At 68.4% G+C, this 25053-nt stretch carries 10 protein-coding genes; 7 read left to right on the top strand and 3 right to left on the bottom strand.

Annotation, left to right across the window (positions count from 1 at the left end; translation table 11 throughout):
* Positions 1–18: 18 nt before the first annotated feature.
* From AC3DEZ_RS12575 to AC3DEZ_RS12545, 7 genes are all read left to right on the top strand, one after another.
* Positions 19–732, top strand: coding sequence for a response regulator transcription factor (locus tag AC3DEZ_RS12575; RefSeq protein ID WP_488388518.1), 714 nt, complete (start codon positions 19–21; stop codon positions 730–732).
* 278 nt (positions 733–1010) lie between these two features.
* Entirely contained in the window at positions 1011–9866 is an 8856-nt protein-coding gene (locus AC3DEZ_RS12570; RefSeq protein WP_488388517.1) for an SdrD B-like domain-containing protein, read from the top strand.
* Complete coding sequence (locus AC3DEZ_RS12565; RefSeq protein WP_488388516.1) at positions 9863–13273, top strand: Ig-like domain-containing protein; 3411 nt, start codon at positions 9863–9865, stop codon at positions 13271–13273. The genes AC3DEZ_RS12570 and AC3DEZ_RS12565 overlap by 4 nt, the downstream gene beginning before the upstream one ends.
* 10 nt (positions 13274–13283) lie before the next feature.
* Complete coding sequence (locus AC3DEZ_RS12560; protein WP_488388515.1) at positions 13284–14300, top strand: OmpA family protein; 1017 nt, start codon at positions 13284–13286, stop codon at positions 14298–14300.
* 64 nt (positions 14301–14364) lie between these two features.
* A complete protein-coding gene (locus AC3DEZ_RS12555) occupies positions 14365–15756 on the top strand; it encodes a sensor histidine kinase (RefSeq protein ID WP_488388514.1) in 1392 nt (463 codons plus the stop codon).
* Positions 15757–16077: 321 nt separating this feature from the next.
* Positions 16078–20430, top strand: a complete 4353-nt coding sequence (locus AC3DEZ_RS12550; protein WP_488388513.1) for a DEAD/DEAH box helicase — start codon at positions 16078–16080, stop codon at positions 20428–20430.
* A 133-nt stretch (positions 20431–20563) separates the two neighbouring features.
* A complete protein-coding gene (locus AC3DEZ_RS12545) occupies positions 20564–20995 on the top strand; it encodes a group III truncated hemoglobin (RefSeq protein WP_488388512.1) in 432 nt (143 codons plus the stop codon).
* Between the two features lie 50 nt (positions 20996–21045).
* Here AC3DEZ_RS12545 and AC3DEZ_RS12540 read toward each other — a convergent pair whose 3' ends face one another.
* The 3 genes from AC3DEZ_RS12540 to AC3DEZ_RS12530 all read right to left on the bottom strand — a co-directional run.
* Positions 21046–23265 carry a Tle-like phospholipase domain-containing protein gene (locus tag AC3DEZ_RS12540; RefSeq protein WP_488388511.1) on the bottom strand — a complete coding sequence of 740 codons (2220 nt, stop codon included), beginning with the start codon at positions 23263–23265 and terminating at the stop codon, positions 21046–21048.
* An 18-nt stretch (positions 23266–23283) separates the two neighbouring features.
* Positions 23284–24261: an ankyrin repeat domain-containing protein gene (locus tag AC3DEZ_RS12535; protein WP_488388510.1), complete on the bottom strand. Its 978-nt coding sequence runs from the start codon at positions 24259–24261 to the stop codon at positions 23284–23286.
* Positions 24262–24279: 18 nt separating this feature from the next.
* A partial coding sequence (locus AC3DEZ_RS12530; protein WP_488388509.1) for an ankyrin repeat domain-containing protein occupies positions 24280–25053 on the bottom strand: 774 nt, incomplete at its 5' end.

Raw genomic sequence — 25053 nt, 5'->3', positions numbered from 1 at the left:
ACCCACGCGCTTGACGCCATGTCCGAAGCCACCCTGACGCCCGCCCGCATCGCGGTGACGGAAGACGATGATGAACTCCGCGAATTGATCGTTTCGGAACTGAGCGAGCGTGGCTTCGAGGCCTCGGGTTTCGCCAGCGCCGAAGCGCTCTACCGGCACCTGGCCGTGCAGGCGTGCGACATCGTGCTGCTGGATATCGGGCTCCCTGGCGAAGATGGCTATGCGGTCGCCCGCCACCTGCGCCAGATCGCCTCGGTCGGCATCGTGATGCTGACCGCGCGCGGAAGGAGCGACGACATGGCGCGCGGCCTCAGCACCGGTGCGGACATGTATCTGGTCAAGCCGGTGGATATGGATGTGCTCGCCGCGGGCATCGACAGCCTGCGGCGCCGGATGTCGATGACGAGCCGCGCGGCCGCCACATCCGAACCGACGCCGGTGTGGTCATTGACCGCCGGCGGCTGGAAGCTGCGCGCGCCGGATGGTCTGGAACTGCTGCTGGCCGAAGGCGAGCGCGCGTTCCTGCAACCGCTGCTGGCGCAGGCGGGGCGGACGGTCGATCGGGATACGTTGATCCAGGGCCTCACCGATGACCCGGATGGATTCGATCCGCACCGGCTGGAAGTCCTGCTGCATCGCTTGCGGACGCGGGTGAAGAAGCAGACCGGGCGCGAACTGCCGCTGCGCGCGGTGCGCGGCAGCGGCTATCTGTGGCTGGGCGAGGCGGGCTGACGATTGCCAGATCTGCTGGTGAGAGAGCGACCGAGAGCCAATGAAAGTGTGGGTGAAGTTTCGTTATTGCGGTGACTAAAGTCACACATTAGACTGCACGCGCCCGCCGGTGTGTACATGCTCTTCACATGTACCTTCCGGCACCACCAGGACCGGTGGGGCCAAAACACCATCCGAAGAATTCTTCCGTTGCGGCTGTTCCGGCTGCGATGCGGCGGCGTTCGTTCGCGGTGGCGAAACCGCCGCCCCCACGCGGCGAAACGGAACAGGGGAAACGCGTGTACAAGCAGGACGAGAAGGCGAACGCCGGCGGCGTGTCGCTGGCGGCTGGGTTTTGTGCGGAGCACCGGAGCCGGAAACCGGCGACCCGCGCGACACGTGTTTCCCACTGGGGCGCTTTGCTGGCGATGCTGCTGGCGCCCGTGGCGCAGGCCGCGGTGGTGGCCACCTCGGTCGACGCGCCGCCGGACATCGGCCTGGGCATGACCGCCGAGATCGACGTGCACTGGTCGCGCACGTCGAACACGACGGGCGACACGGTCAGCATCCTGATTCCCAGCCAGCTGATGGTGGAACCGGCCAACCTGCCGGCCGGCTGCACCTACACCGCCCCCAACCTGGTGTGCGCGGTGCCGGACGGCACCACGGGCGCCAGCGGCACGATCTCCTTCCAGGTACGCGGACAAAACGTCGGCGGCTTCAACCTGACCGCCACCGGTACCGCGCCGCCGCCGGCGACGGTGTCGGCGGAAGTGCGCAACAGCGGCGATCTGCGGGTGGACAAGACCCGGACGACGCCCGCGGCCGGTCCCGTGGTATCGGGCAGCCAGGTGCAATTCCAGCTCTCTCCCGGCATCGGCAGCGGCACCAACGTGCCCGCCGGCGCTTCGATCATCGTCACCGACAACCTGCCGGGCACCAGCACCGACTTCAATCTCACCGGCCGCACGTTCGCCGGCCCGTTGACCCCCACCTGCAACACGGTCGCCAACGCCAACAGCACGCGCCGGCTGACCTGCACCTACAGCGGTCCTTTCACGCTGGCCGATCTCAATGCCAGCAGGATCACGGTGATCGGTACCCAGGGGACCAACGGCTCGTTCACCAACGAAGCGTCGATCGCCTCGGCCAACGCCAGCTACCTGGACACCGACAGCAGCAACAACGACGCCAACGTCCCGTATACCGCGGTGCCGGGCACCGACATCCAGGCGCAGGGCACCTTTCCGGCCAGCTACCAAGCGACCAACGCGGCGCAGAACCTGGTGATCCGTTTCCGCAACAACGGACCGCAGCCGTCGACCGGCGGCACCGTGAGCACGATCATTCCGAACGGATTCGGCATCGGTACGTTGCCTCCGGGCTGCACCGCGCAGCCGGGCCAGTCGCTGACGGTGGGGGGCAACACCTACACCGGCACCCGGGTGACCTGCACCACCGGCACGGTGGCGGTGAACAACTCGCAGCCGTTCACGCTGCCACTGACGATGCCGGCCAGCGCCACCGACGGCCAGTTCCCGGTCGTGGTCGAGCCACCCGCGGGCATGGGCGATGCCAATCTGGGCAACAACAGCGTGCTGCTGCCGTTCCAGGTCGCCGATCCCTTCGCCGATCTGCGCGCCGACAAGGCGAAGAATCCCAGCAGCGGCCCGGTCGCGCCGGGAGCCGCCATCACGACGACGGTGACGGTGACCAACGACAGCGGCAGCACCCACGATGCCACCTACACGACCGCCAGGCCGCTGCGCGTGGTCGACTACGCGCGGCCGGAAGAAGTGGCGGGCGGACTGGTCACCACGATCACCGCGGGCTGGACGTGTTCGGCGACACCGGGGGTCACGCCGCCGGCCTTTGTCGGCGACAGCAGCCGCACGACCCGGATCGATTGCCAGACCACGGCCGATGGCGTGCTGGCGCGCGGCGCCAGCACCCAGGTGCAGTTCCGCACCACCGTCGGCGCGCTCGGCAGCACGCCCATCGAGTTGAGCAATCGCGCCTGTACCGGCACCCGGGCGCTGGATGCGCTGGGCCTGAACGCCAACGATGGCCCGAGCCCCGCCGATGGCGGCCGCACCGGCAACGACTGCGACGACGCCGGCAGCGGCTTGAACGCCACGCCGATCATCAGCGGCAACGCAGCGGTCAAGGTGGTCAAGGAGTCCTCGGTCGACAATCTGGCCTGGTTCGACCCGCTCGCCAGCGGGCCGACCCTGGCGGGTGACGCCAATACGCTGTACTGGCGCATCACCATCACCACCCCGACCACCGCGGTGAACCCGGCGCAGCAGACGATCCCGACCCTGCGACTGGTCGACAATCTGCCCGGCATCATCAACTTCAACAGTCCCGGCGCTCCGGCGCCGGCGCATCGCACGCCGGCCGTATCGATCACGACCAGCATCGCGGGCGGCGCGACCGGCAGTTGCCCGGCCTCGTTGGCCTCGGGCAACCCCAACCTGGCCTGTACGTTCAACAACGTGCCGGCCGGCGAAACCATCGTCGTGCAGTTGGCGGTATCGCGCCCGGTGAGCAGCGGCAACCTGGACAACATCGCGACCCTGACTTCGCCCAACGCCATCCTCAGCGGCACCATGCAGGACGACGCCCGCGTCGTGGTGACGCCGCGTGTGGACGTCGCGCTGACCACCAAGGTCGCGAATCCGACGACGCCGGCGGTGGGGCAGGTGATGGGCTTCACCCTCACCGCGCAGAACCTGGGGCCGGATCCCATTCCTGCGGGTGGGTTCACCATCACCGACAACCTGTTCACCGGCACGCCGACGCTCGTTGATCCGGCCTACGAGATCGTCGACGTGACGCCGGCGACCGGCGCAATGAGTTGTGCGGCCAGCAATTACTCGACTGGCGCGATCTCCTGTACCAACACCGGCACCGTCGCGCGGTACGAAACCCACACGATCACCATCCGCGCCCGCATCAAGAAGCCCGGCAACCTGTCCGGCGCTTCCGGCAGCGTGCTGTATCCCGGCGCGACCAACACGGCCGGCGTGACCGTCAATCCGGCCTACTGCGAGTACCGCACCGAGACGTCGACCACACCGGTGCAGCAGTCCAGCGCCTGCAACGACGCCGCCGCGCGCTCCAACAACAGCAAGACGGCCACCTTCGACGTGACCGTGCCGGCCATCGATCTGCAGCAGGGCAAGGTGGCGGTCTATCCGGCCGGCCAGACCCGCTTCACGCTGGACGACCCGCTGCGTTACCGCTTCAGCATCCGCAATGCCGGTCCCTCGCGCGCCGAGGAAGTGGAGATGACCGACATCCTCACGGTGCCGCCCGGTTTCACCCTCCAGCAGAGCGGCAACGCGGCCAACATCAACGCGGCCGCCGCCAGCGTCGGATACTCGCTGGTATCCAAGCCGGTGCAGTGCAGCCAGTCCGCGGCCAACGCCAACGTCATCTGCCGACTGGGCGCGACCCCGGCCGACAGCTTCCTGGACGCGGGCCAGGAAGTGAACTTCGAAGTGGTCATGACGTTGAACGGCACCGCTACCGGTCCGGTGGTGTTCGGCAACCGCGCCTATGTGTGCGCCGACGAGACCAATACCTACGAAAGCTCCGGTCGATGCACCGATGACGTGACCCAGGCCGGCAACAACATCGCCTCGGTCAACAGCACGATCTTCCCGTCCGCGGATCTGGAACTGGTCAGCAAGACCACGGTGACGCCGTCGCCGGTGGATGTCGCCCAGCCGATCGAATACAGCATCGTCCTGCGCAACAACGGCGCGGCCATGGTCGAGAAGATGCGCCTGGTCGACCAGCTGCCCAGCGGCTTCGAGTGGCTGTCCGGCGGCGCGCAGGCGCCGGTCGCGTCGGCGAGTGGCGCGGCGGCGTTGTCCGGTCCGCTGGCGGTGTCGGCCTCGGTGCCGGCGGCGGGCAGCGACAATGTCTGCTTCATCTCCAATGGGGTCACGAGCGTCACCGCACCCGCGCAACGCCAGCAGATCACCTGTGATTTTGGTGGCACGTTCCCGGGTGGCGCGGGCAATACGGTCACGGTGCGCCTGTACGCGCGAGCCGTGCCCGGTGTCTACGACGGCTCCGCGGCCGCACCCTTCGACACCAATCGCACCAACGAGGCCCAGGTCCAGCCGGGCAAGGACGCGGATGGCGGCGACGTGTCGATCGACGGCAATCCCGCCAACAACAACGGCAGTTCGGAAGTGCAGGTGCGCAACGCGCGCATCGGCGGCCGCGTGTTCCTGGATCGCAACGACAACGGCGATCAGGATGGTACCGGCGCCGGCGCCGATCAGGGCATCGCCGGCGTCACCCTGGTGCTGACCGGCACGGATCGCTACGGCAATCCGGTCAACCGTTCGATCACCACGAATGCTACTGGTGACTATCAGTTCACCGGCCTGGCGCCGGCCGACGCGGCCGGTTACACCATCACCCAGACCCAGCCGGCCGGTTACGACAACGGCCTGCCGCAGCCCAACCGGCCGCGCCCGCAACGCAATGGCATCAGCACCGGCGTCACCCCCGCCGGCGCCGACTACACGGCCAGCAATACCGCCGGCAACAGCGTGATCGGCGGCATCGTCCTGGGCAGCGGCGGCAATGGCGTGGAGTTCGATTTCCCGGAGCCGCGCCTGTTCTCGCTGTCCGGTTTCGTCTACGTCGATCTCAACAACAACAATGTGCGCGACGCGAGTACCGATGCGCCGATTCCGGGCGCCACGGTCGAGCTGCTGGTCTGGGACACGGCCTCCTCGTCCTACGTCTTCGCGGCGGACACGACCACCGATACCGACGGCAGCTACCAGTTCACCGGCCTGAGCCCGGCGCGCAGGTATGCCGTGCGCGAACCGTTGCCGGGCGGCTACCGCAACCAGCCGCTGGCGATCAATCCGGGCACCATCGCCGGCACGCCGTGCGCGGGTTGTGCACCACGTACCAGCGCCTCCGGCAACGGCACCGACACCATCGAGGACATCGATCTGACCGGCAACGGTATCCAGTTCAACTTCGGTGAGCTGACCACCGCGGCGATCAGCGGCCGCGTCTACCTGGATCACGACGACGACGGTACCCAGGACAGTGGAGAACCCGGCCTGCCGGGCGTGCGGATCGTCATCGAAGGCGCCGGTCCGGACGGTGTGTTCGGCAACGGCGACGATACCCGCGAAACCCTGACCACCGACGTCAATGGCGGCTATCTGTATCCGGACGCCATCGCCGGACAGAACTACCGCATCACCGAACAGCAGCCCACCGGCCTGGCCAATGGCCAGGAAAACACCAGCAACGTCATCAACATCACCCAACTGCCGCAGACCGGATCCAGCAACCACAACTTCGGCGAACTGGCCGCCACCATCAGCGGCAGCGTCTGGCTGGATGCCGACAACGATGGCGTGCGTGATGCGGGTGAAGCCGGCATCGCCGGAGTCGCGGTGACACTGCCGGCCGGCACGCTCGACGTGCTGGGCAATCCGGTGACGCAAGTCATCACCGACGCCAACGGCGACTATCGATTCATCAATCTGCCGGCGGGGACCTACACGGTCACCGAACAGTTGCAGCAGCCGGTGGTCGGTGGCGTGCCCACCCTCAACGGCATCACCGTGGCCGGCAACGTCGGCGGCGTCACCACCGGCACCGCCACCGCCACTGGCACCGTGCCCAGCGCGGTGGCCGGCATCGTGCTGGGGGCGGGCGAGTCTTCCGTGCGCAACGACTTCGGCGAAACCCTGGGCGTGTCGGTCTCCGGCCGGGTGTTCTTCGACGCCAACAACGACGGCGCGCAGGCCGGCGCCAGCGAAACCGGTATCGAAAGCGTGACCCTCCGTCTCACCGGCACCGACGACAGCGGCGCGGCGGTGACCCTCACCACGACCACGGATGCCAACGGCGATTTCCGTTTCGAAGGCCTGCGTCCGGGCACCTACACGGTGACCGAACCGCAGCAGCCGACCGGAACCAGCAATGGCCAGACGATGGCCGGTACCGTCGGCGGCACGCCGTCCGGCACCGCCACGCCGATCACGACCGTGCCGAGCGCGATCAGCGTGATTGACCTGACCACGCCCGGCACGGCCTCGGAGAACAATCTGTTCGGCGAAATCCCGCTCAACAGCGCGATCAGCGGCCGGGTCTGGCGCGACCTGGACAATGACGGCGTCATCGACCCGTCGGAGCAGGGCATCGGCTCGGTGGTGGTGCGCCTGACCGGTACCGATCTGGCCGGCAACACCATCACCCGCGAAGTCACCACCCAACCGGACGGTGGCTATGCGTTCACCGAACTGCCGCCGGGCACCTACACCGTCACCGAACCCGAGCAGCCGACCGGCACGCTCAACGGCATCACCGTGCCGGGCACCGGTGGCGGCACCGCGACCCCGCCGACCACCGCGCCGTCGGTGATCGACGGCATCACCCTGGGCGTGGGCGAGGAAGCCCGCGACAACGACTTCGGTGAGGTTCCCGCCGGCACCATCGCCGGCCGGGTCTACAACGACGGCAACAACAATGGCGTCATCGACACGGGCGAGGGCGGCTTCCCGAACGTGCAGGTCGTGCTGACCGGCACCAACGATCTCGGCGAAACCGTCAACGTCACCGTGACCACCGACAGCGAGGGCCGCTACCGCTTCGAGAATCTGCGTCCGGGCACCTACACGGTGACCGAGCCGACGCAGCCGGCCGAAACGCTCAACGGCATCACCACGCCCGGCACCATCGACGGCACCACCACGGGTACCGCCACGCCGGTCACGACCACGCCCTCGGCCATCAGCGGCATCGTGCTGCCGCCGGGCGGGCAGTCGATCGACAACAACTTCGGCGAGATCGGCGATTCGCCGGATCTGGTGGTGAGCAAGACCGCCACGCCGACGACCTTCACCGTCAACAACGTCGGTACCTACACCATCCGCGTGCGCAACATCGGCCAGCAGCCGAGCGCCGGCGAATACGTGGTGGAGGACCGCCTGCCCGCCGGCCTGACCCTGGAGTCCACGCCCGTGGGCACGGGCTGGACCTGCACCGGCGCGGCCGGCGACAGCCGCTTCCGTTGCGCCAGCAGCACGGTGCTCGCCGCCGGTACCACCGCCATCGACACCATCCTCGCCCGCGTGCGCGTCGCCGCCACCGCGGCGGCGGCCTCGCCGGTGAACAACGCGGTGCTGGTCGAGGGCGGCGGCGAGAACGAGTTCCGCACCCCGACGCCGGACGAGCGCGCCGACTTCGAAGGCAACGTCGACGACCTGCCGGTCTGCGATCCGGCCATCACCCAAAACGCCTGCCGTCTGCCGACGCCGGTGCAACTGGCCGCGTCGGTCTCCGGCACGGTGTGGTTCGACCAGGGCAGCGACTTCGGCCTGATCGACGGTGGCGATCGCCGCCTCGGCGGCTGGACCGTGGAAGTGGTGGATGCGGATGGACGCGTGATCGCCACCACCACCACCGCCGCGGACGGCAGCTATGCGGTGCCGGATCTGGTTCCCGGCGTGCGCTTGTCGATTCGCTTCCGGGATCCGTTCTCCGGCGTGATCTGGGGCTGGCCGGTCAGCGGCGAGACCGCGGCTGGCCCGCCGGCGCCCTGCGATGCCGATACCGCGATGGGCAACGGCACCGCCAGTTCCTGCCGCAGCAGCGAAGGCGGCAACACCCAGTTGTCCGTCGTGCTGGCGCCGGGCGCGAACCTGCCGCAGCAGAGCCTGCCGTTGAATCCGGGTGGCGTGGTCTACGACGCGGTCACCCGCAATCCGGTGCCGGGCTCGCGGGTCACCCTGACCCCGGTGGGCGTGTGCGCCGGCTATTCGCCGGAAGCGCATCTGCTCAACGCCGCGTCCGGTGGCTACAGCGTGGAAGGCAGCAGCGTGTCGATGACCGTGGGCACGGAGGGCTTCTACCAGTTCCTGCTCGCGCCATCGGCGCCGGCATCGTGCCGGTTCCAGATCGCGGTGGTGCCGCCAGCGGGCTACACGTTCCAGTCCGGCATGATTCCGGCGGAAACCTCGCCGCTGACGCCGCCGTCCACGCCGGGCGTGGGCCATCCGGTGCAGACCAACGCGACCGCGCCGACCGCACCGGTGGGCAGCGGCACCACGTACTACCTGGAGGTCAACCTGGGTTCCGGCGTGGCCGCGCCGGTGCACAACCACATCCCGCTGGATCCGCAGGTCGCGCCGGGCCTGGTCATCACCAAGACCGGTGATCGCAAGACCGTGGAAGTGGGCGACAGCCTGGTCTACACGATCACCATCCGCCAGACCGCCGGCGCGGCGCTGGGCACGGTGAACGTGGTCGATCGCCTGCCGCACGGCTTCACCTTCATCGCCGGCACCGCCCGGGTGGACGGCAGCGGCATCGCCGATCCGCTGGGCAAACCCGGTCCGACCCTGGTGTTCGACGTCGGTTCGCTGGCGGTGGGCGCGCAGAAGGTGCTGAGCTACCGCGTCCGGGTGGGCGTGGGCAGCCAGCAGGGCGACGGCATCAACCGCGCGCGCGCCTGGGGCTGTTCGATCACCGGCGGCTGCGTGGATCCGAACACGCTGGCGCCGTATCCGAACGGCGGCACCGTGCCCTCCAACCCGGCGGAGTACCGCGTGATCGTCAGCGGCGGCGTGTTCGCCGACGAGGGCTGCGTGCTCGGCAAGGTGTTCGTGGACTGCAACGTCAACCACGTGCAGGACAAGGAAGAGCTGGGCATCCCCGGCGTGCGCATGTACTTCGAGGACGGCACCTGGCTGATCAGCGATTCGGAAGGCAAGTACAGCTACTGCGGTCTGCCGCCGAAGAGCCACACGCTGAAGGTGGACGCGTCCACGCTGCCGGTCGGCTCGCGCCTGACCACCAGCAGCAACCGCAACCTCGGCGATGCCGACAGCCTGTTCATCGATCTCAAGAACGGCGAGCTGCATCGCGCCGACTTCATCGAAGGCAGCTGCTCCAATCCGGTGATCGAACAGGTCAAGGCGCGTCGTACCCAGGGCGAGATCCGCGCGCCGGAAACCGAAGCCGGGCAGGCCCCGCTGCGTTTCGAAAGCAAGCCGGCACGCAGTCCGCAACAAGGCACGGATTCGGCGAACCAGCGGCCGATCGTGGATCCGAGGCCGACCGCCCCGAGTCCCGCCGCCGGCACGGAGGTGCAGCCATGAGCCGCACCCCGCGTCCCGCCCGCGTCCGCCAGGCCAGGAAGACCATGCGTTCCCAACCTTTCTCCCGAAAACCGCTGAGCCTGGCGCTGTCGCTGGTGCTGATGCCGGCCATGGCGCTGGCGCAGAACGTCTCCGGTGATCAGCGCTTCACGCCGGTGCTGGGGCAGGCGGCGCCTCTGTTCCCGCAATCGCCGCAGGGCCAGCAGACCGCTTCGCAGCCGCTGTTCGCGCAGCCCGGCAACGTCGACTATCGCGTCAACGCCGGTGTGCAGAGGGTGGTGGTGGAAGTGGATCGCGATGGCGCGCCGGCCGACGGCCAGTCGCCGGTGCACGTGGTGGTCCATCTGTACGGCGCGGACGGCAAGCCGCTCGCCGGCGAGGCCTTCGCCACCGTCGAGAACTCCGGCGGCCGCATCAAGCTGCCGGATGGCCGCACCGACGAACTCGGCCCCGGTCGCCTGGATGCCGACAAGGTCACGCCCGGCGTGCAGTTGCCGGTGCGCGACGGCCGCGCCGAATTCGATCTGCTGGCGCCGCACGACCCGCAGGACGTGCTGCTGCGGGTGACCGCGGGCGGCGAGACCGCCGAGGGCGTGGTCGGTTTCGTGCCGGAAATGCGCGAGATGATCGCGACCGGCCTGATCGAGGGCGTCATCAACTTCCGTCGCAAGGGGGACAACCTGATCGACGGCAGTACCCGCGGCGATGGTTTCGAACGGGAAATCCGCCGCTGGGAGAAGCAGTTCAACAACGGCAAGGCCAACGGCGCCGCCCGCGCCGCGTTCTTCGTCAAGGGCCGGATCAAGGGCGAGTACCTGCTGACCGCCGCGTACGATTCCGACAAGGACGTGCGGGCGCGCCTGCTGCGCGACATCCAGCCGGAAGAGTTCTACCCGGTGTACGGCGATGCGTCGTTGCGCGGTTTCGACGCGCGTTCGGCCGAGCGCCTGTACGTGCGCGTGGACAAGGGGCGCAACTACCTGCTGTACGGCGACTTCCAGACCGGCGATAACATCGCCACCCAGACCGGCGTCGACTTCGGTTCGCGCGCCCCGCAACGCGTGCTGGGCACCTATAACCGCACCGCGACCGGCCTGGGCTGGCATTTCGAGAACGAGCGGGCGCGCGGCAACGTGTTCGCCATCGAGGACTCGTTGCGCCAGGTGATCGAGGAACTGCCCAGCCAGGGCAGTGGTCCCTACGGCCTGCGCAACAACGCGGTGCTGGAAGGCAGCGAGCGGGTCGAGGTGGTGGTGCGCGATCGCAACCAGCCCTCGCGCATCGTTTCGGTGCGCCCGTTGGGACGGCTGGTGGATTACAGCTTCGAACCGTTCTCAGGACGGATCCTGCTCAACAGCTTCCTGCCGTCGTTCGACGCCGATCTGAACCCGGTGTCGCTGCGCATCACCTATGAACTGGACCAGGGCACCGAGAAGTTCTGGGTGGTCGGCGGCGACGCGCAGCTGCGGGTCGGGAAGAACGGCGAGATCGGCGGCTCCTACGTGGATGACCGCAATCCGTTCGCCAGTTTCGAGATGGGCAGCGCCAACGTCGGTTATCGCCTGGGTGAAAACACCTGGTTGGTGGCCGAAGCCGCGCGCACCCGCAGCGAGGTCAACACCAACTCCATCAACCAGTACGGAACGCCCGCGCTGCAGGGGCTGAGCGGACTGGTGGAGGGCAACGCCTGGCGGGTGGAACTGGGACACGTCGGCCAAAAAGCGGATCTGAAACTGTTCGCCGGCCAATCGGATCCGGAATTCAACAATCCGGCCTCGCCGCTGTACGGCGGGCGCGGCGAGTACAGCCTCACCACGCGTTACCGCTTGAACGAGCGTTTCGAGCTGTACGCCGAGGGTCTCCGCAGCGAGGACCGCAATCCCGACGGCGGCGAGCGCAATGCCGGCAGCATCGGCACGCGCATCAAGGCCACCGACAAGCTGACCCTGGATTTCGGCTACCGCGCGATCCGCGAAACCGTCGGCGCCTACTACACCTGGGCGACCAACAGCGGCTACGGCAATCTCGGCGGCCTGTCCGGGGGCTACGCCACCGGCAGCGGCGGCGGCGCGCTCGGCTATGGCCAGCAGCCGCTGGATCCGTTGACCGGCCTGCCGATCATCAACAGCGGCAATCCCAACGATGTCGCCAGCGGTTTGCCGGTCGGCACCGAGCTGTCTTCGGACATGTTGCGCTTCGGTGTCGGTTACCGCGCCAGCGATCGCCTGAGCCTGGGCGGCGAAGTGGAGCAGGACATCCATGGCGAGGACCGCAACCGCGTCGCTTTCGGCGTGGACTACCAGTTGCGCGAACGCAGCCGCCTGTATGGCCGCTACGAGAAGCAGACCGGCATCAGCGGCGTCAATGGACTGACCCAGGACGGCCGCGAGGCCGACACCGTGGCCGTCGGCGTGGACACCAGCTTCCTGCGCGATACCCAGCTGTTCTCGGAGTACCGGTTGCGCGATGCCATCGCCGGCCGCGACATCCAGGCGGCATCGGGCATGCGCAATCGCTGGGACCTGCGCGAAGGCCTGCGTCTGGACACTTCGCTGGAGCACACCAACGTGATCTCCGGCAACGTCGGCGACTCCACCGGGATAGGGTTCGCCCTGGACTACAGCGCCAACCCGCTGTGGCGCGGCAACATCCGCCTGGAACACCGCATCTCCGACGACGTCGCCGGCACGCCGACCGACGAGGCCTACCACACCACGCTGTTGCAGTTCCTGGCGGCGCGCAAGCTCAACCGCGACTGGACCGTGCTGGCGCGCAACTACCTGCTGCGCACCGCCTACGCGGCGCGCGGCGACGTATTGCAGGACCGGTTCCAGGTGGGCGTGGCCTATCGCGATACCGACACCAACCGCATCAACGCGCTGGCGCGCTACGAGTACAAGCTGGAGAAGGACGAAAGCGGCATGGACGGTTCCGGTTTCGGGTCCGACACCGGCCAGGACATCCGCACCAGCGCGCACATCGTGTCCGCGCACGCCGACTGGCATCCGTCGCGGCCGTGGTGGCTGACCGGCCGGGTGGCGGCGAAGTGGCAGCAGGACAGCTTCTTCTATGCCGACACCGGTCGCGTCGACGACGACTTCCGCGCGGTGCTGCTGTCGGGCCGGGTGGTCTACGACATCACCGAGAACTGGGACATCGGCCTGCTGGCCTCGACGTTCCGGGGCCAGTACGGCGCCAACCAGTATGCGTTCGGCGTGGAAGTCGGCCGCCTGCTGCGGCAGAACCTGTGGCTGTCGGTCGGTTACAACGCCACCGGTTTCCGCGGCGACGAGGACCTGACCGGTTACGAGTACACGCAGCAGGGCGCATTCATCCGCCTGCGATTCAAGTTCGACGAAGACCTCTTCCGCAGGGAAGACGCCCGCTACCGCGATCCGGTGCGCTGAGGAACCCCCTATGACCATCACCAAGTCCACGCTCATCACCGCCGCCATCCTGGCCGCCCTGGCCGGCACCGCCGGCGCGCAGCAGACCCAGCTCGTGCCGCCGCGCGATCGCATCACCGACGAGGCCATCCATGCCGATCTTTCCGGCTACGAGGCGACGCAACTGCGCATCAAGGCGTTGAACGACGCCGGACGTCCGGTACGCGACTACCATCTGTCCAAGGCCCAGTGCTGGCTGGACGTGTCCTTCCACGAGTACACCCGCAACGACCGCAGCGCTTTCCCGCAGGAAGCGCTGACCGAATCGGAGAAGCTGATCGTGGGCATGGAGCAGGGTGTCTCGCCGTTGCCGACCGACACCCCGCTGGTCAACGGCGCGGCCCGCGTGCGCGAGGATCTGTGGAAGCGCCTCGGCGCCATCCACGGCACGCCCGGCTTTGTCTGCGCGCAGCAGGCGGTGGCCTGCGGCGAGGTCGAACTGGTGCACGCGGGCAACGAGTTCAATCAGCAGCAGTGGCGCCACTCCAAGCCCTACATCCAGATCGCCGAGGACATGGTCAGCGACGCCGAGGCGCTGTCCCGGCAGTGCGGTGCCACACCCGCCGCGCCCGCCACCGCCGCGGTGCTGACCGCCAACGTGCTGTTCGAATTCGACCGCGACGGCCGCCGCGACATCCGCGCCTACTCGCTGCAGAACCTGGAGCGGGAACTGGCGCGCCTGCGCGAGGAAGGCCGGAGCCTGGAATCGGTGGAACTGGTGGGTCACGCCGATCGCCTGCAGGGCCGGGGCTACGACTACAACCAGGGTCTGTCCGAGCGCCGCGCGCGCACGGTGCGGGAATGGCTGGTCGAACAGGGCGTCTCCACCGACGCGATCCGCTACACCTTCCGTGGCGATACCGAACAGGTCCAGGGCTGCGACGGGGTCAAGCCGCGCGAGGCCCTGCGCGAATGCCTGATTCCGAATCGCCGGGTCGAGGTGAAACTGCATACCTCGACCGTGACGGAGAACCCGTCCGGCCTATAATCCGGCCAAGCCGTGCGTGGGATGTCAGGGGGCATCGCCACGCCGGGAACCCAAGAGGATCACCATGCCCCGGACGTCATCGGCAGCTCCCCCCACGCTCCTGACGCGCATACTGCTGTTCGGCCCGCTGCTGCGATGGCCGCTGCAATGGCTGCGGGACGTGCCGATCGCCGATCCGGTGGCGCGTCGCAACGCGCCGATGATCCAGGTGATCTCGCTGCTGCTGGCGGTGCTTCCGCCGTTGGCGTGGATCTACCGGGCGTCCATGGATGTTCCGTGGCGTCCCGGCGAGGTCGCCAGCATGGTCTTCAGCCTGACGGTGTGCGCGGCCGCGGGCGTCAGTTTCTGGTTGATCCGGCGCGGCGCCTTCTTCGGCGCTTCCTACCTGCTGCTGGCAGTGTTCGCGGTCACCGTGGTGCCGTCCTACCTGTCCACCGGCTTCGCCGCGCAGGTCTATGAGCAACCGGTCCTGGTGCTGTGGATGGCCATCGCCGGTCTGATCGTGGGCCGGCGCGCCCTGTGGATCATGTTCCTGTGCATCGCGGTGGCGTTCTGCGGCGGCATGTGGGTGGACATCGACCGCAAGGGAGACGCCGGGGCGTTGCTGGTCGACCTGGCCTCGCGCACCGCGATGTTCCTGATGATCGCGGTGGTGCTGGATCGCAGCTCCGCCGCGCTGCGCGAGAGCCTGCGCGACGCCAACGCGCGCGGCGACGCGCTGGTGGACAGCAACCGCCGGCTGGAACAGGAAAGCCGCGAACGCGAACGCGCGCAGGAACAATTGATCCACGCCCAGAAGGTGGAAGCGGTCGGCCGCCTGGCCAGCGGCGTGGCACACGATTTCGGCAACCTGCTTACCCTGATCCTGGGGTATGCGGGGCGCGGTCGGCGCACGGAGGAACCGGCCGAGCTGAAACTGGCGCTGGCGGGCGTGGAATCGGCCGCGCGCCGCGCGACCCTGGTGACCCACAAGCTGCTGACCTTCAGCCGCCAGGACGACACCACGCCGGAAACCTTCGATCCCGCGCATGCGCTGCGCGAACTGCAGCCGATGCTGCGGCAGCTGTTCAACCCGCAGGTCGACGTGCGGCTGGCGCTGCGTGAACCGTTGTCGCCGATCCGGCTGGATCGGACCCAGTTCGAGCTGATGACGCTCAACATCGCCGCGAACGCCAATCACGCCATGCCGGAAGGCGGCCGCTTCGAGCTGGAGGCGGAGGCGTCCGGACCGGATCGGATCGCGATTGTCTTCCGCGACACCGGCGCCGGCATGGGCCCGGAGGTGCAGGCGCGGGTGTTCGAACCCTTCTTCACCACCAAGCCGGCGGGCGAGGGCACGGGATTGGGCCTGTCGGTCGTGCGCGACCTGATCCAGCGCGCCGGCGGCAGCATCGGCGTGGACAGCGCCGTCGGCGAAGGCACGGTGATCCGGATCGAACTGCCGGCGGCGGGCTAGGAAACAAAGCGCCAGGTCGCCCGCATGTTCCCTGCCACGCGCGGGGGACTGCATGTTCCCTTCCCCCGCATGCGGGGGAAGTGGCGCGCCCGCGCCGGATGGGGGCGCTCTTCGCATGGGCCTTTGCCCCCATCCGCCTTCGACACCTTCCCCCGCGTTGCGGGGGAAGGAACCCATGGTCCGCTCCTTGTCCCGCATGCGGGGAAGACACAGGCAGACGGCGGCCGTTCATCCCGCGCGCTTGGATCCGCCCGCGGACGGCACCATTCCAGCGTCAGGTTCTCACCGTTTTCCGGGAAGTTTCCCGGTATCGTCGCCGCCATGCCGCTGGAGTCCTTCCATCCCGCCGTCGCCCGCTGGTTCGGGCGCGCGTTTCCAGGTCCCACGCCTGCCCAGCGTGCCGCGTGGCCCGCGATCCGCGCGGGCCGACATACGCTGGTGGCGGCGCCCACCGGTTCGGGCAAGACCCTGACCGCCTTCCTCGCCGCGCTGGATGATCTGGTCCGGCGCGGGCTGGACGAGGGCGGCCTGCCGGACGAGACCGCCGTGGTCTACGTCTCGCCGCTGAAGGCGCTGTCCAACGACATCCACCTCAATCTCGACGCACCGCTGGCCGGCATCCGCGCCGAACTGGCGGAGATGGGACTGCCCGATGTCGAGATCCGCACCGCGGTGCGCACCGGCGACACGCCTGCGGGCGAGCGTCAGAAAGTGTTCCGCAAGCCGCCGCACGTGCTGGTGACGACGCCCGAATCGCTCTATGTGCTGCTGGGCTCGGCATCGGGCCGGACGATGCTGTCCGGCGTGCGCACGGTGATCGTCGATGAAATCCACGCGGTCGCCGCCAGCAAGCGCGGCAGCCATCTGGCGCTGTCACTGGAACGCCTGCAGGCGCTGTGCGCGCGGCCGCCGGTGCGGGTGGGCCTGTCGGCGACGCAGAAACCGATCGACGCGGTCGCGCGGTTCCTGGTGGGCGCGGGCGGGGAACCGCAGCCGCCCGCCTGCGAGATCGTCGACATCGGTTACGGCAAGCAGCGCGATCTGGCGCTGGAACTGCCACCGACGCCGCTGGGCGCGGTGATGTCCAACGACCAATGGGAACAGGTGTACGACCGTGTCGCGGTGTTGGTGCGCGAACACCGGACCACGCTGGTGTTCGTCAACACGCGGCGCATGGCCGAACGCGCTGCGCGCCACCTCGGCGAGCGGCTGGGCAAGGAAGGCGTGGCAGCGCATCACGGCAGTCTGGCGAAGGAGGCGCGGCTGGACGCCGAACAGCGGCTCAAGCGCGGCGACCTGAAAGTGCTGGTGGCGACCGCGTCGTTGGAACTGGGCCTGGACATCGGCGACGTGGATCTGGTGTGCCAGCTGGGCTCGCCACGCTCCATCGCGACGTTCCTGCAACGGGCGGGCCGTTCCGGGCATGCGGTCGGCGGCGTGCCGAAGGCGCGCCTGTTCCCGCAGTCGCGCGACGAACTGATCGAATGCGCGGCGCTGCTCGATTGCGTCCGTCGCGGCGAACTCGACGCATTGCGCATCCCGGTCGCGCCGCTGGACGTGCTGGCCCAGCAGCTGGTGGCCGAGACCGCCAGCCAGGAATGGGACGAGGACGCGCTGTATGCGCTGGTCCGGCGGGCGGCGCCGTATGCGGCGCTGACGCGCGAGGAATACGCGGCGGTGGTGCGGATGCTGGCCGACGGGTTCAGCACCCGGCGTGGACCACGCGCGGGCTATCTGCATCGCGACGCCGTGCATCGTCGTCTGCGCGAGCGCAAGGGCGCGCGGATGACCGCGCTGATGTCCGGCGGCACGATTCCCGATACCGGCGACTACGCGGTGATCCTGGAACCGGAGGCGCACACCATCGGCACGGTCAACGAGGATTTCGCGGTCGAAAGCCTGTCCGGCGACGTGTTCCAGCTGGGCAACGCCAGCTACCGCATCCTGCGGGTGGAACCGGGCCGGGTGCGGGTGGAGGACGCGCGTGGCGCGCCGCCCAACATTCCGTTCTGGCTGGGCGAAGCGCCCGGACGCAGCGACGAGCTGTCGGCGGGCGTGGCGCGTCTGCGCGAAGCGGTGGCTGCCGCTATCGCCGTGGGTGGCGAGGAGGCCGGCATCCGCTGGCTGATGGATGAAGTGGCGCTCGACGAAGAGGCCGCACGCCAGATCACCGATTACCTGGGCAAGGCCGTGGTGGCGTTGGGCGAGTTGCCGACCCAGTCGCGGATCGTGATGGAACGGTTCTTCGACGAATCCGGCGGCACCCAGTTGATCATTCATTCGCCCTTCGGCAGCCGGCTCAACCGCGCCTGGGGCCTGGCCCTGCGCAAGCGCTTCTGCCGCCAGTTCAACTTCGAACTGCAAGCCGCCGCGACCGAGGACGCGATCATCCTGTCGCTGTCCACCAGCCACAGCTTCCCGCTCATCGAGGTATCGCGCTACCTGCACTCGTCGTCGGCGCAGGACGTGCTGGTGCAGGCGCTGCTCGACGCGCCGCTGTTCGGCGTGCGCTGGCGCTGGAACGCGACCACCGCGCTGGCGCTGCCGCGCTTCGTCGGCGGCCGCAAGGTGCCGCCGCAGCTGCAACGGATGAAGTCGGAGGATCTGCTGGCGACGGTGTTCCCGGATCAGGTCGCCTGCCTGGAGAACATCGTCGGCGAACGCGAGATTCCGGATCATCCCCTGGTCGCGCAGACCCTGGACGACTGCCTGCACGAGGCGATGGACACCGAGGGCTGGCTGCACCTGCTGCGCCGGCTGGAAGCGGGCGAGATCGATGTGGTCGCGCGGGATCTGCCGCTGCCGTCGCCGCTGGCGGCCGAGGTCATCAATGCGCGGCCCTATGCCTTCCTGGACGACGCGCCGCTGGAGGAGCGCCGTACCCAGGCCGTGCAGAGCCGCCTGTATCGCGAAGCCGAGTCCGCCGACGAGCTCGGCAAGCTGGATGTCGGCGCGATCCAGGCCGTGCGCGAGGAAGCCTGGCCGCAGCCGCGAAATCCAGACGAAATGCACGAGGCATTGACCGGCGTGGGCGCCGTCACCGCCGATGAAGGCGCGGACAACGCCGGCTGGCGCGAATGGTTGCGGGCGCTGGCGGCGGACGGCCGCGCCACCTGCATGCGCCTGAGCGATGACGGCGCGCGGGCGCTGTGGCTGGCCACCGAACAGCTGCCGATGCTGCGCGCGTTGTTCCCCGCCGCGCCCATCGAGCCGGTGGTCGATGCGCCCGATGAATATGCCCAGGCCGATTGGCCGCGCGAGACCGCGCTGCGCGAACTGCTGCGCGCGCGGCTGACCGCGCTGGGTCCGGCGACGGCGACGGCGCTGGCGCATTCGCTGGCATTGCCCGTGGCCGACGTGGAACCGGCGCTGCTGGCGCTGCAGAGCGAAGGCTACGTGATGCAGGGGCGGTTCACGCCCGGAGCGCGGGAAGAGGAATGGTGCGAACGGCATCTGTTGGCGCGCATCCACCGCTACACCCTCAAGCAGTTGCGGCGTGAAATCGAACCGGTCGAACCCCGCGATTTCCAGCGCTTCCTGTTCGATTGGCAGCACCTGAGCGAGACGGAACGGGTGAGTGGCCCGGAAGCGCTGGCCGGCGTGCTGGGTCAACTGGAAGGATTCGAGGCGCCCGCCGCGAGCTGGGAGACGGATCTGCTGCCGGCGCGCGTGCGCGGCTACGCGATCCATTGGCTGGATGATCTGTGCACCGCCGGACGCACGCTGTGGACGCGGTTGCGCCCACCGGCCAGCGAAGGCGGCGGACGCGGCAACGTTTCATTGCGCGGCACGCCCATCCTGCTGCTGCCACGCCGGCAGGCGCCGCTGTGGACCCGGCTGGCCCCGGCGCCGGCGGATGACGAGGATCTGGGGTCGCGCGCGCGCCGGGTCGTGGACCATCTCGGTGCCCGAGGCGCTTCCTTCTTCGACGAGATCGGCGACGGCGCGCATCTGCTGCGCACCGAACTGGAAGACGCATTGGCGGAACTGGTGGTCCGCGGCCGCGTCCATTGCGACAGCTTCGGCGGATTGCGCGCGTTGCTGGTGCCGGCGTCGAAACGCGACGGCGGATCCCGCCATCGCCGCCGCAAGCCGATGTTCGGCATCCAGGATGCCGGCCGCTGGGCGCTGATCCGGGCCGGCGCTCCGGCGGGCAGCGGCGGCGCCCAGGCCGAGGCGGTCGAACACGTCGCGCGCGTCCTGCTGCGGCGTTACGGGGTCGTCTGCTGGCGATTGCTGGAGCGCGAGGCGGCGTGGCTGCCGCCCTGGCGGGAACTGGCGCGGGTCTACCAACGCCTGGAGGCGCGCGGGGAAATCCGCGGCGGACGCTTCATCACCGGGATTCGGGGCGAACAGTTCGCATTGCCGGAAGCCATCGCGGCCTTGCGACAGGCGCGCCGCCGCTCGGCCGACGGCAAGTGGCTGGCGATCGCCGCCACCGATCCGGCCAACCTGCTGGGCACGCTGCTGCCCGGCGAGAAAGTCGCGCGCGTGCCCGGCTCGCGAGTGCTCTACCGCGACGGCCTGGCGGTCGCGGTGCTGGCCGGTGGCGAAGTCCGGTTCCTGGACGTATTGCCACTGCACGAACAGCAGGAAGCCAGCCGCGTGCTGCAGCGGGCGGTCCATGCCGGGATGGAACCTATGGAGCCGCAGGTACCGGCGCAGGCGGGATAGACGCGTCCGTACGCGGTGCGATGAACCAGCGCCGTTTCGCCCGCCGCCCGGCGATCAAGCGACTTGATCGCGATCAATTGGAACCCACGCGCGATGCGATACGGTGCGCGGATTGAAGATCCGGGAAGCCCCCATGCGTATTCATCCTCCCGAAGACGGCGGCCCGGGCCTCGGACTGTGCAGCGAAGCCGAGGTCGTCAGGCTGGTGGAGACGTTCTACCTGCGTGTGCGCCAGGACGATCTGCTTGGCCCTTTCTTTGACGCGCGCGTGCGCGACTGGGCCGCGCACCACTCGTTGCTGGTCGCGTTCTGGTCCTCGCTGCTGCGCGGAACCCGGCGCTTCCATGGCGCGCCGGTCAGCTGTCATCTGGGCATGCCGGGCCTGACCGAAGCCATGTTCCTGCGCTGGCTCACGCTGTTCCGCCAGACCACCGCCGAATGCGGCAACGCGTCGATGCGCCGCGAGGCCGATGAAGCCGCGCTGCGCATGGCCAATCATTTCTGGCAGCGGTATCAGGCGCGGCGGATGCCGGCCCTGGCGCCGGCGCCGCTTCCGATCGGTTGAGGCACCGGCGATACGTTGCCGTTATTGCAGGAAGGCGTGGCTGCGCGCATTCACCGGCTCATCCTCGGGGCGCGCGGCGATGGCGAGGATTGTTCTTCCGCCATCGGCGCCATCGACGGTTGCTGCGTCGGCAGCGTGCTGCCCCGTTGAGTCATGCGTTGTCCTTCCGGGGAACGCGCAACCTCGTCGGCAAGGCGACTCAGCCAGTCCCGGTCACCCGCCATCAGCGCCGCATAGGCCCGGTCGAGCGCGGGATCATTGAACGCTCCGGTTGCCGCATGCGGCGCAGGTCGTTGTTCGCGCGGCGCATCCCGCTGCAGTGTTTCCCGCTGCTGTGCAGCCAGCCAGGATCGGGCCTCGCCTTCCATCACGTCGGTGTTCATGCGCAGGCTGGGCAGCACGGTGGCGGCCATCAGGTGCCGCTCGGTGGCTTCGGCGGCGGCGGGCCCCGCGCGTTCAAACAACTCGGGCGCCGTGCGCGCGAGGCGTGCCATTTTCGGAACCAGCGCCGGATTCACCAGGGGATTCAGGCTGGCCTGGGCGGTGGCCGCACCGCCGAGCGTGGCGCCAACCGCCGGTGCATGGTCGGCGATGCTCCTTACCCGATGGCCGGTGCGGTCCAACGCGGCATCCATTGCGGTGGCCGTACCCGACAACGCGGTTCGCTGCATCCGGTCGACGGTGACCCGGACGGTGTCCAGTTGCTGGCAGACATCGTCGCCGACGGCCCGGATCGCAGCGGCATCCCGCAAGGCCTGCCGGCGCGTCACCTGCTGTTCGGCTTCGGCGGACTGCCGGGCCGCCGCATGGTGATCGAGATTGCGTTCCACCCGGGCATCGGCGAAACGCTCCAGGGGACTGTCGGCTGGAGCGAGGTTGGCCACGGCCTGCCAGAACACGCCCGTGGCCGTGCGCGTATCCAATGCCACCTGCTCGTGTCGCGCCTGCACGAGGGTTTCCGCCATACCGGCCACCTCGCGCGCCTTGGCGGCGGCCTCGCCCAGGGTTTCGCCGGTGCGGCAGGACACCCAGTGGAGACCCGCGCTTCCGGCCGACAACGCGGCCGACGTCTGAACGCCACCCGCGCGAAGCGCATCGCCGCCGGCGTCCAGGGCCTGGCCGGCGAGATGACCGACGGCCTGCGCTCCTTCACCGATGCGATGACCATGATGCGCGCCGGCCTGCACGTCCTTGACCGCACGCAGGGTCGGCCCGGCCAGTGCCAGCACCTGATCCAGCGGCATTTCCACGGGCCGGTCGACCCACCGGCCATCCCGCCAGGTCTTCGCCGCCAGCGGCTGTACCTGACCGGTGGCCAGCGGCAGCGCGTCCAGCATGCGACCGACATCACCGGTGGCCAGGGTGTCGACGAACCGCGTGATCGACTGGCGGGCCGGGTCGGGCATGTCCGCGGATTGCAATTGCCGGACGAACGCCTGCTTCAGCGTGGGCACCTGCTGGACCAGGTCGGCCGTTTCCTTCAGCACGTCCGCCAGCACCTGGCGCTGCGCCACATCCATGCGTGCAACGTTGTTCTGCAACCCGTCGTTCAACACCTCGCCGTGTATCTGGTAGGCGACGATGCGGGTGTGGGGGTCATACAGGCGGACATCGGGATTTTCCTGCTGGAAGCGTGGCGCGGTCGTCGGGTGCAGACCAGCGGCATTGAAGGTGGTGCCGCGCTCGCCACTGACCGCCACGGCGGCCGAGGCCAGGCCGCCGCCGAGGGAGTGGCCTGCGTAGTCGACGGAGATGCCTCGCCTGCTCAATTCACGTGCAAGGCGCATTGCCCGGTCGTAGTAGTCCGTCTTCAATCCGACGGCCTGCGGGAAGTTGTTGGCGCCGAAGTCCTCCGGGCCGGTTTCCCGGCGGGTGCCGTCGGCCTGCAGCACTTCGCCGTTGGAGCCCTTGAACACCACGGTCGGTCGGTGGTCCAGGCCCAGCACCACCGGATCGGGGAGGTAGAGTTCGGCGCGGAAGCCGGAGTCACTGGGCTTGAGCAGGTTAGTCAATGCTTTGTCACCCATGTCCGCCAGTTGCGGCATCTGCTGGCGCAACAGGGATAGATGCTCGCTGGCGCGCAGCCAACCCGGCGGCGGTGTGCCGGCCGCGCGGGCGGAGGCATAGACGTCCTCACACAGCATCGCCATCTGCGCATGGTAGTACCGGGTCCTCAACGCCTCGGCGTGAGCGAGCACCGCCGGGTCGCGGCTGAGGTCCAGTTGCAGCAGCAACAGGCGCTGGTCAAGGAGGTCGTCCAGGCTGTACATGCAAAACTCCTTCTTTCCTTAGAGCAGGGGAATGTCCGTTTCTTCCGTCGGGAAGCCGAAGGCTTCGCGCAATTTGCGCATACCTTTTGGCATGTGCGGCCGCTCGTAGCCGCGCTGAATCAGCCACTGCTGGCAGCGGCGCTGCCATGTCGGGTTCTCGGGATCACCTGGATGCCAGAAGACGGCTTCGACGGTGGACGGGGTCGGTTTTGCCCCATGCTCCAGCAACCAATGGGTTTGCATGAAGCCACCGACCCAAGCATATTCATCTACAAACGCCTGTTGCTGGCTCATGGCATTCACATCCGCGCCCCGTTCGACCAGCAGCTTCACGTTCTCCCACTGGTTGCCCATCAGGCGGGCTTGCAGTAGCAGGGTTTCGTCGTTGCTGTTGCGGGTGTTCGGATTGCCGTCGTGGTCCAGCAGCAGTTGCAAGTAGACGGGGTCATCGGCCCGAGCCGCCCAGACCATCGCGTTGTTCTTGTAGTAAGTGCCTACGCTGCCGTCGTTGTAGTGCACGACCAGGGGCGTCGGGACACGTGCATTCGGGTCCGCCCCGTTCTCCAGCATCGCCTGCAAGCCCGCGGGGTTCTCGGTGACGATGGGCCAGGCCACCAGCGGTGTGCCGCCGGTGCTGAACACCGTGTCCGGGTTGATCTTCTCCTCGCGCATCAGCCGACGCACTTCCTCGGCATCGCCGTGCTCGGCGGCCACGGCCAAGGCCTGTGCCCTGGCATCGCCGGGGAACCACTGTTCCAGGTCGTATTTCGATTGGGAAGCCGCGGGTGGCAGGGGGAAGCAGGCGCTGAGCAGCAGGGTAAAACCCAGGCTCAATGTCGCTCGAACGCGACGCTTCATGCCTCTGCACACAGGTGATGAGGCGACGGCGACCAGCACTGACGGTACCGGGATGCCTGCGGGCGCAGGCGAGTCGGAATCAATGTCCGGTTGAGCCGCCAACAGGCGCTGGTCAAGGAGGTCGTCCAGGCTGTACATGCAAAACTCCTTCTTCCGTTACAGCAGGGGAATGTCCGTTTCTTCCGTCGGGAAGCCGAAGGCTTCGCGCAATCTGCGCATACCTTTTGGCATGGGCGGCCGCTCGTAGCCGCGCTGAATCAGCCACTGCTGACAGCGACGCTGCCATGTCGGGTTCTCGGGATTGCCCGGATGCCAGAAGATGGCTTCGATGGTGGACGGGGTTGGTGTTGCTCCGTGTTCCAGCAACCAATGGGTCTGCATGAAACCACCCAGACCGGCGTACATGTCGACGAAGGCCGAGCCCTGACTCAGCGCATTCACATCCGCGCCGCGTTCGACCAGCAGCTTCACGTTCTCCCACTGGTTGCCCATCAACCGGGCTTGCTTGAGGAGGGTTTCGTCGTTGCTGTTACGGGTGTTCGGATCGCCGCCGTGGTCCAGCAGCAGTTGCAGGTAGACAGGGTCATCGGCCCGAGCCGCCCAGACCATCGCGTTGTTCTTGTAGTAAGTGCCTACGCTGCCGTCGTTGTAGTGCACGACCAGGGGCGTCGGGACACGTGCATTCGGGTCCGCCCCGTTCTCCAGCATCGCCTGCAAGCCCGCGGGGTTCTCGGTGACGATGGGCCAGGCCACCAGCGGTGTGCCGCCGGTGCTGAACACCGTGTCCGGGTTGATCTTCTCCTCGCGCATCAGCCGACGCACTTCCTCGGCATCGCCGTGCTCGGCGGCCACGGCCAAGGCCTGTGCCCTGGCATCGCCGGGGAACCACTGTTCCAGGTCGTATTTCGATTGGGAAGCCGCGGGTGGCAG

This window comes from Pseudoxanthomonas sp. 134C1 (genome assembly GCF_057773065.1).
This window is presented reverse-complemented; position numbering and strand designations above follow the sequence as displayed.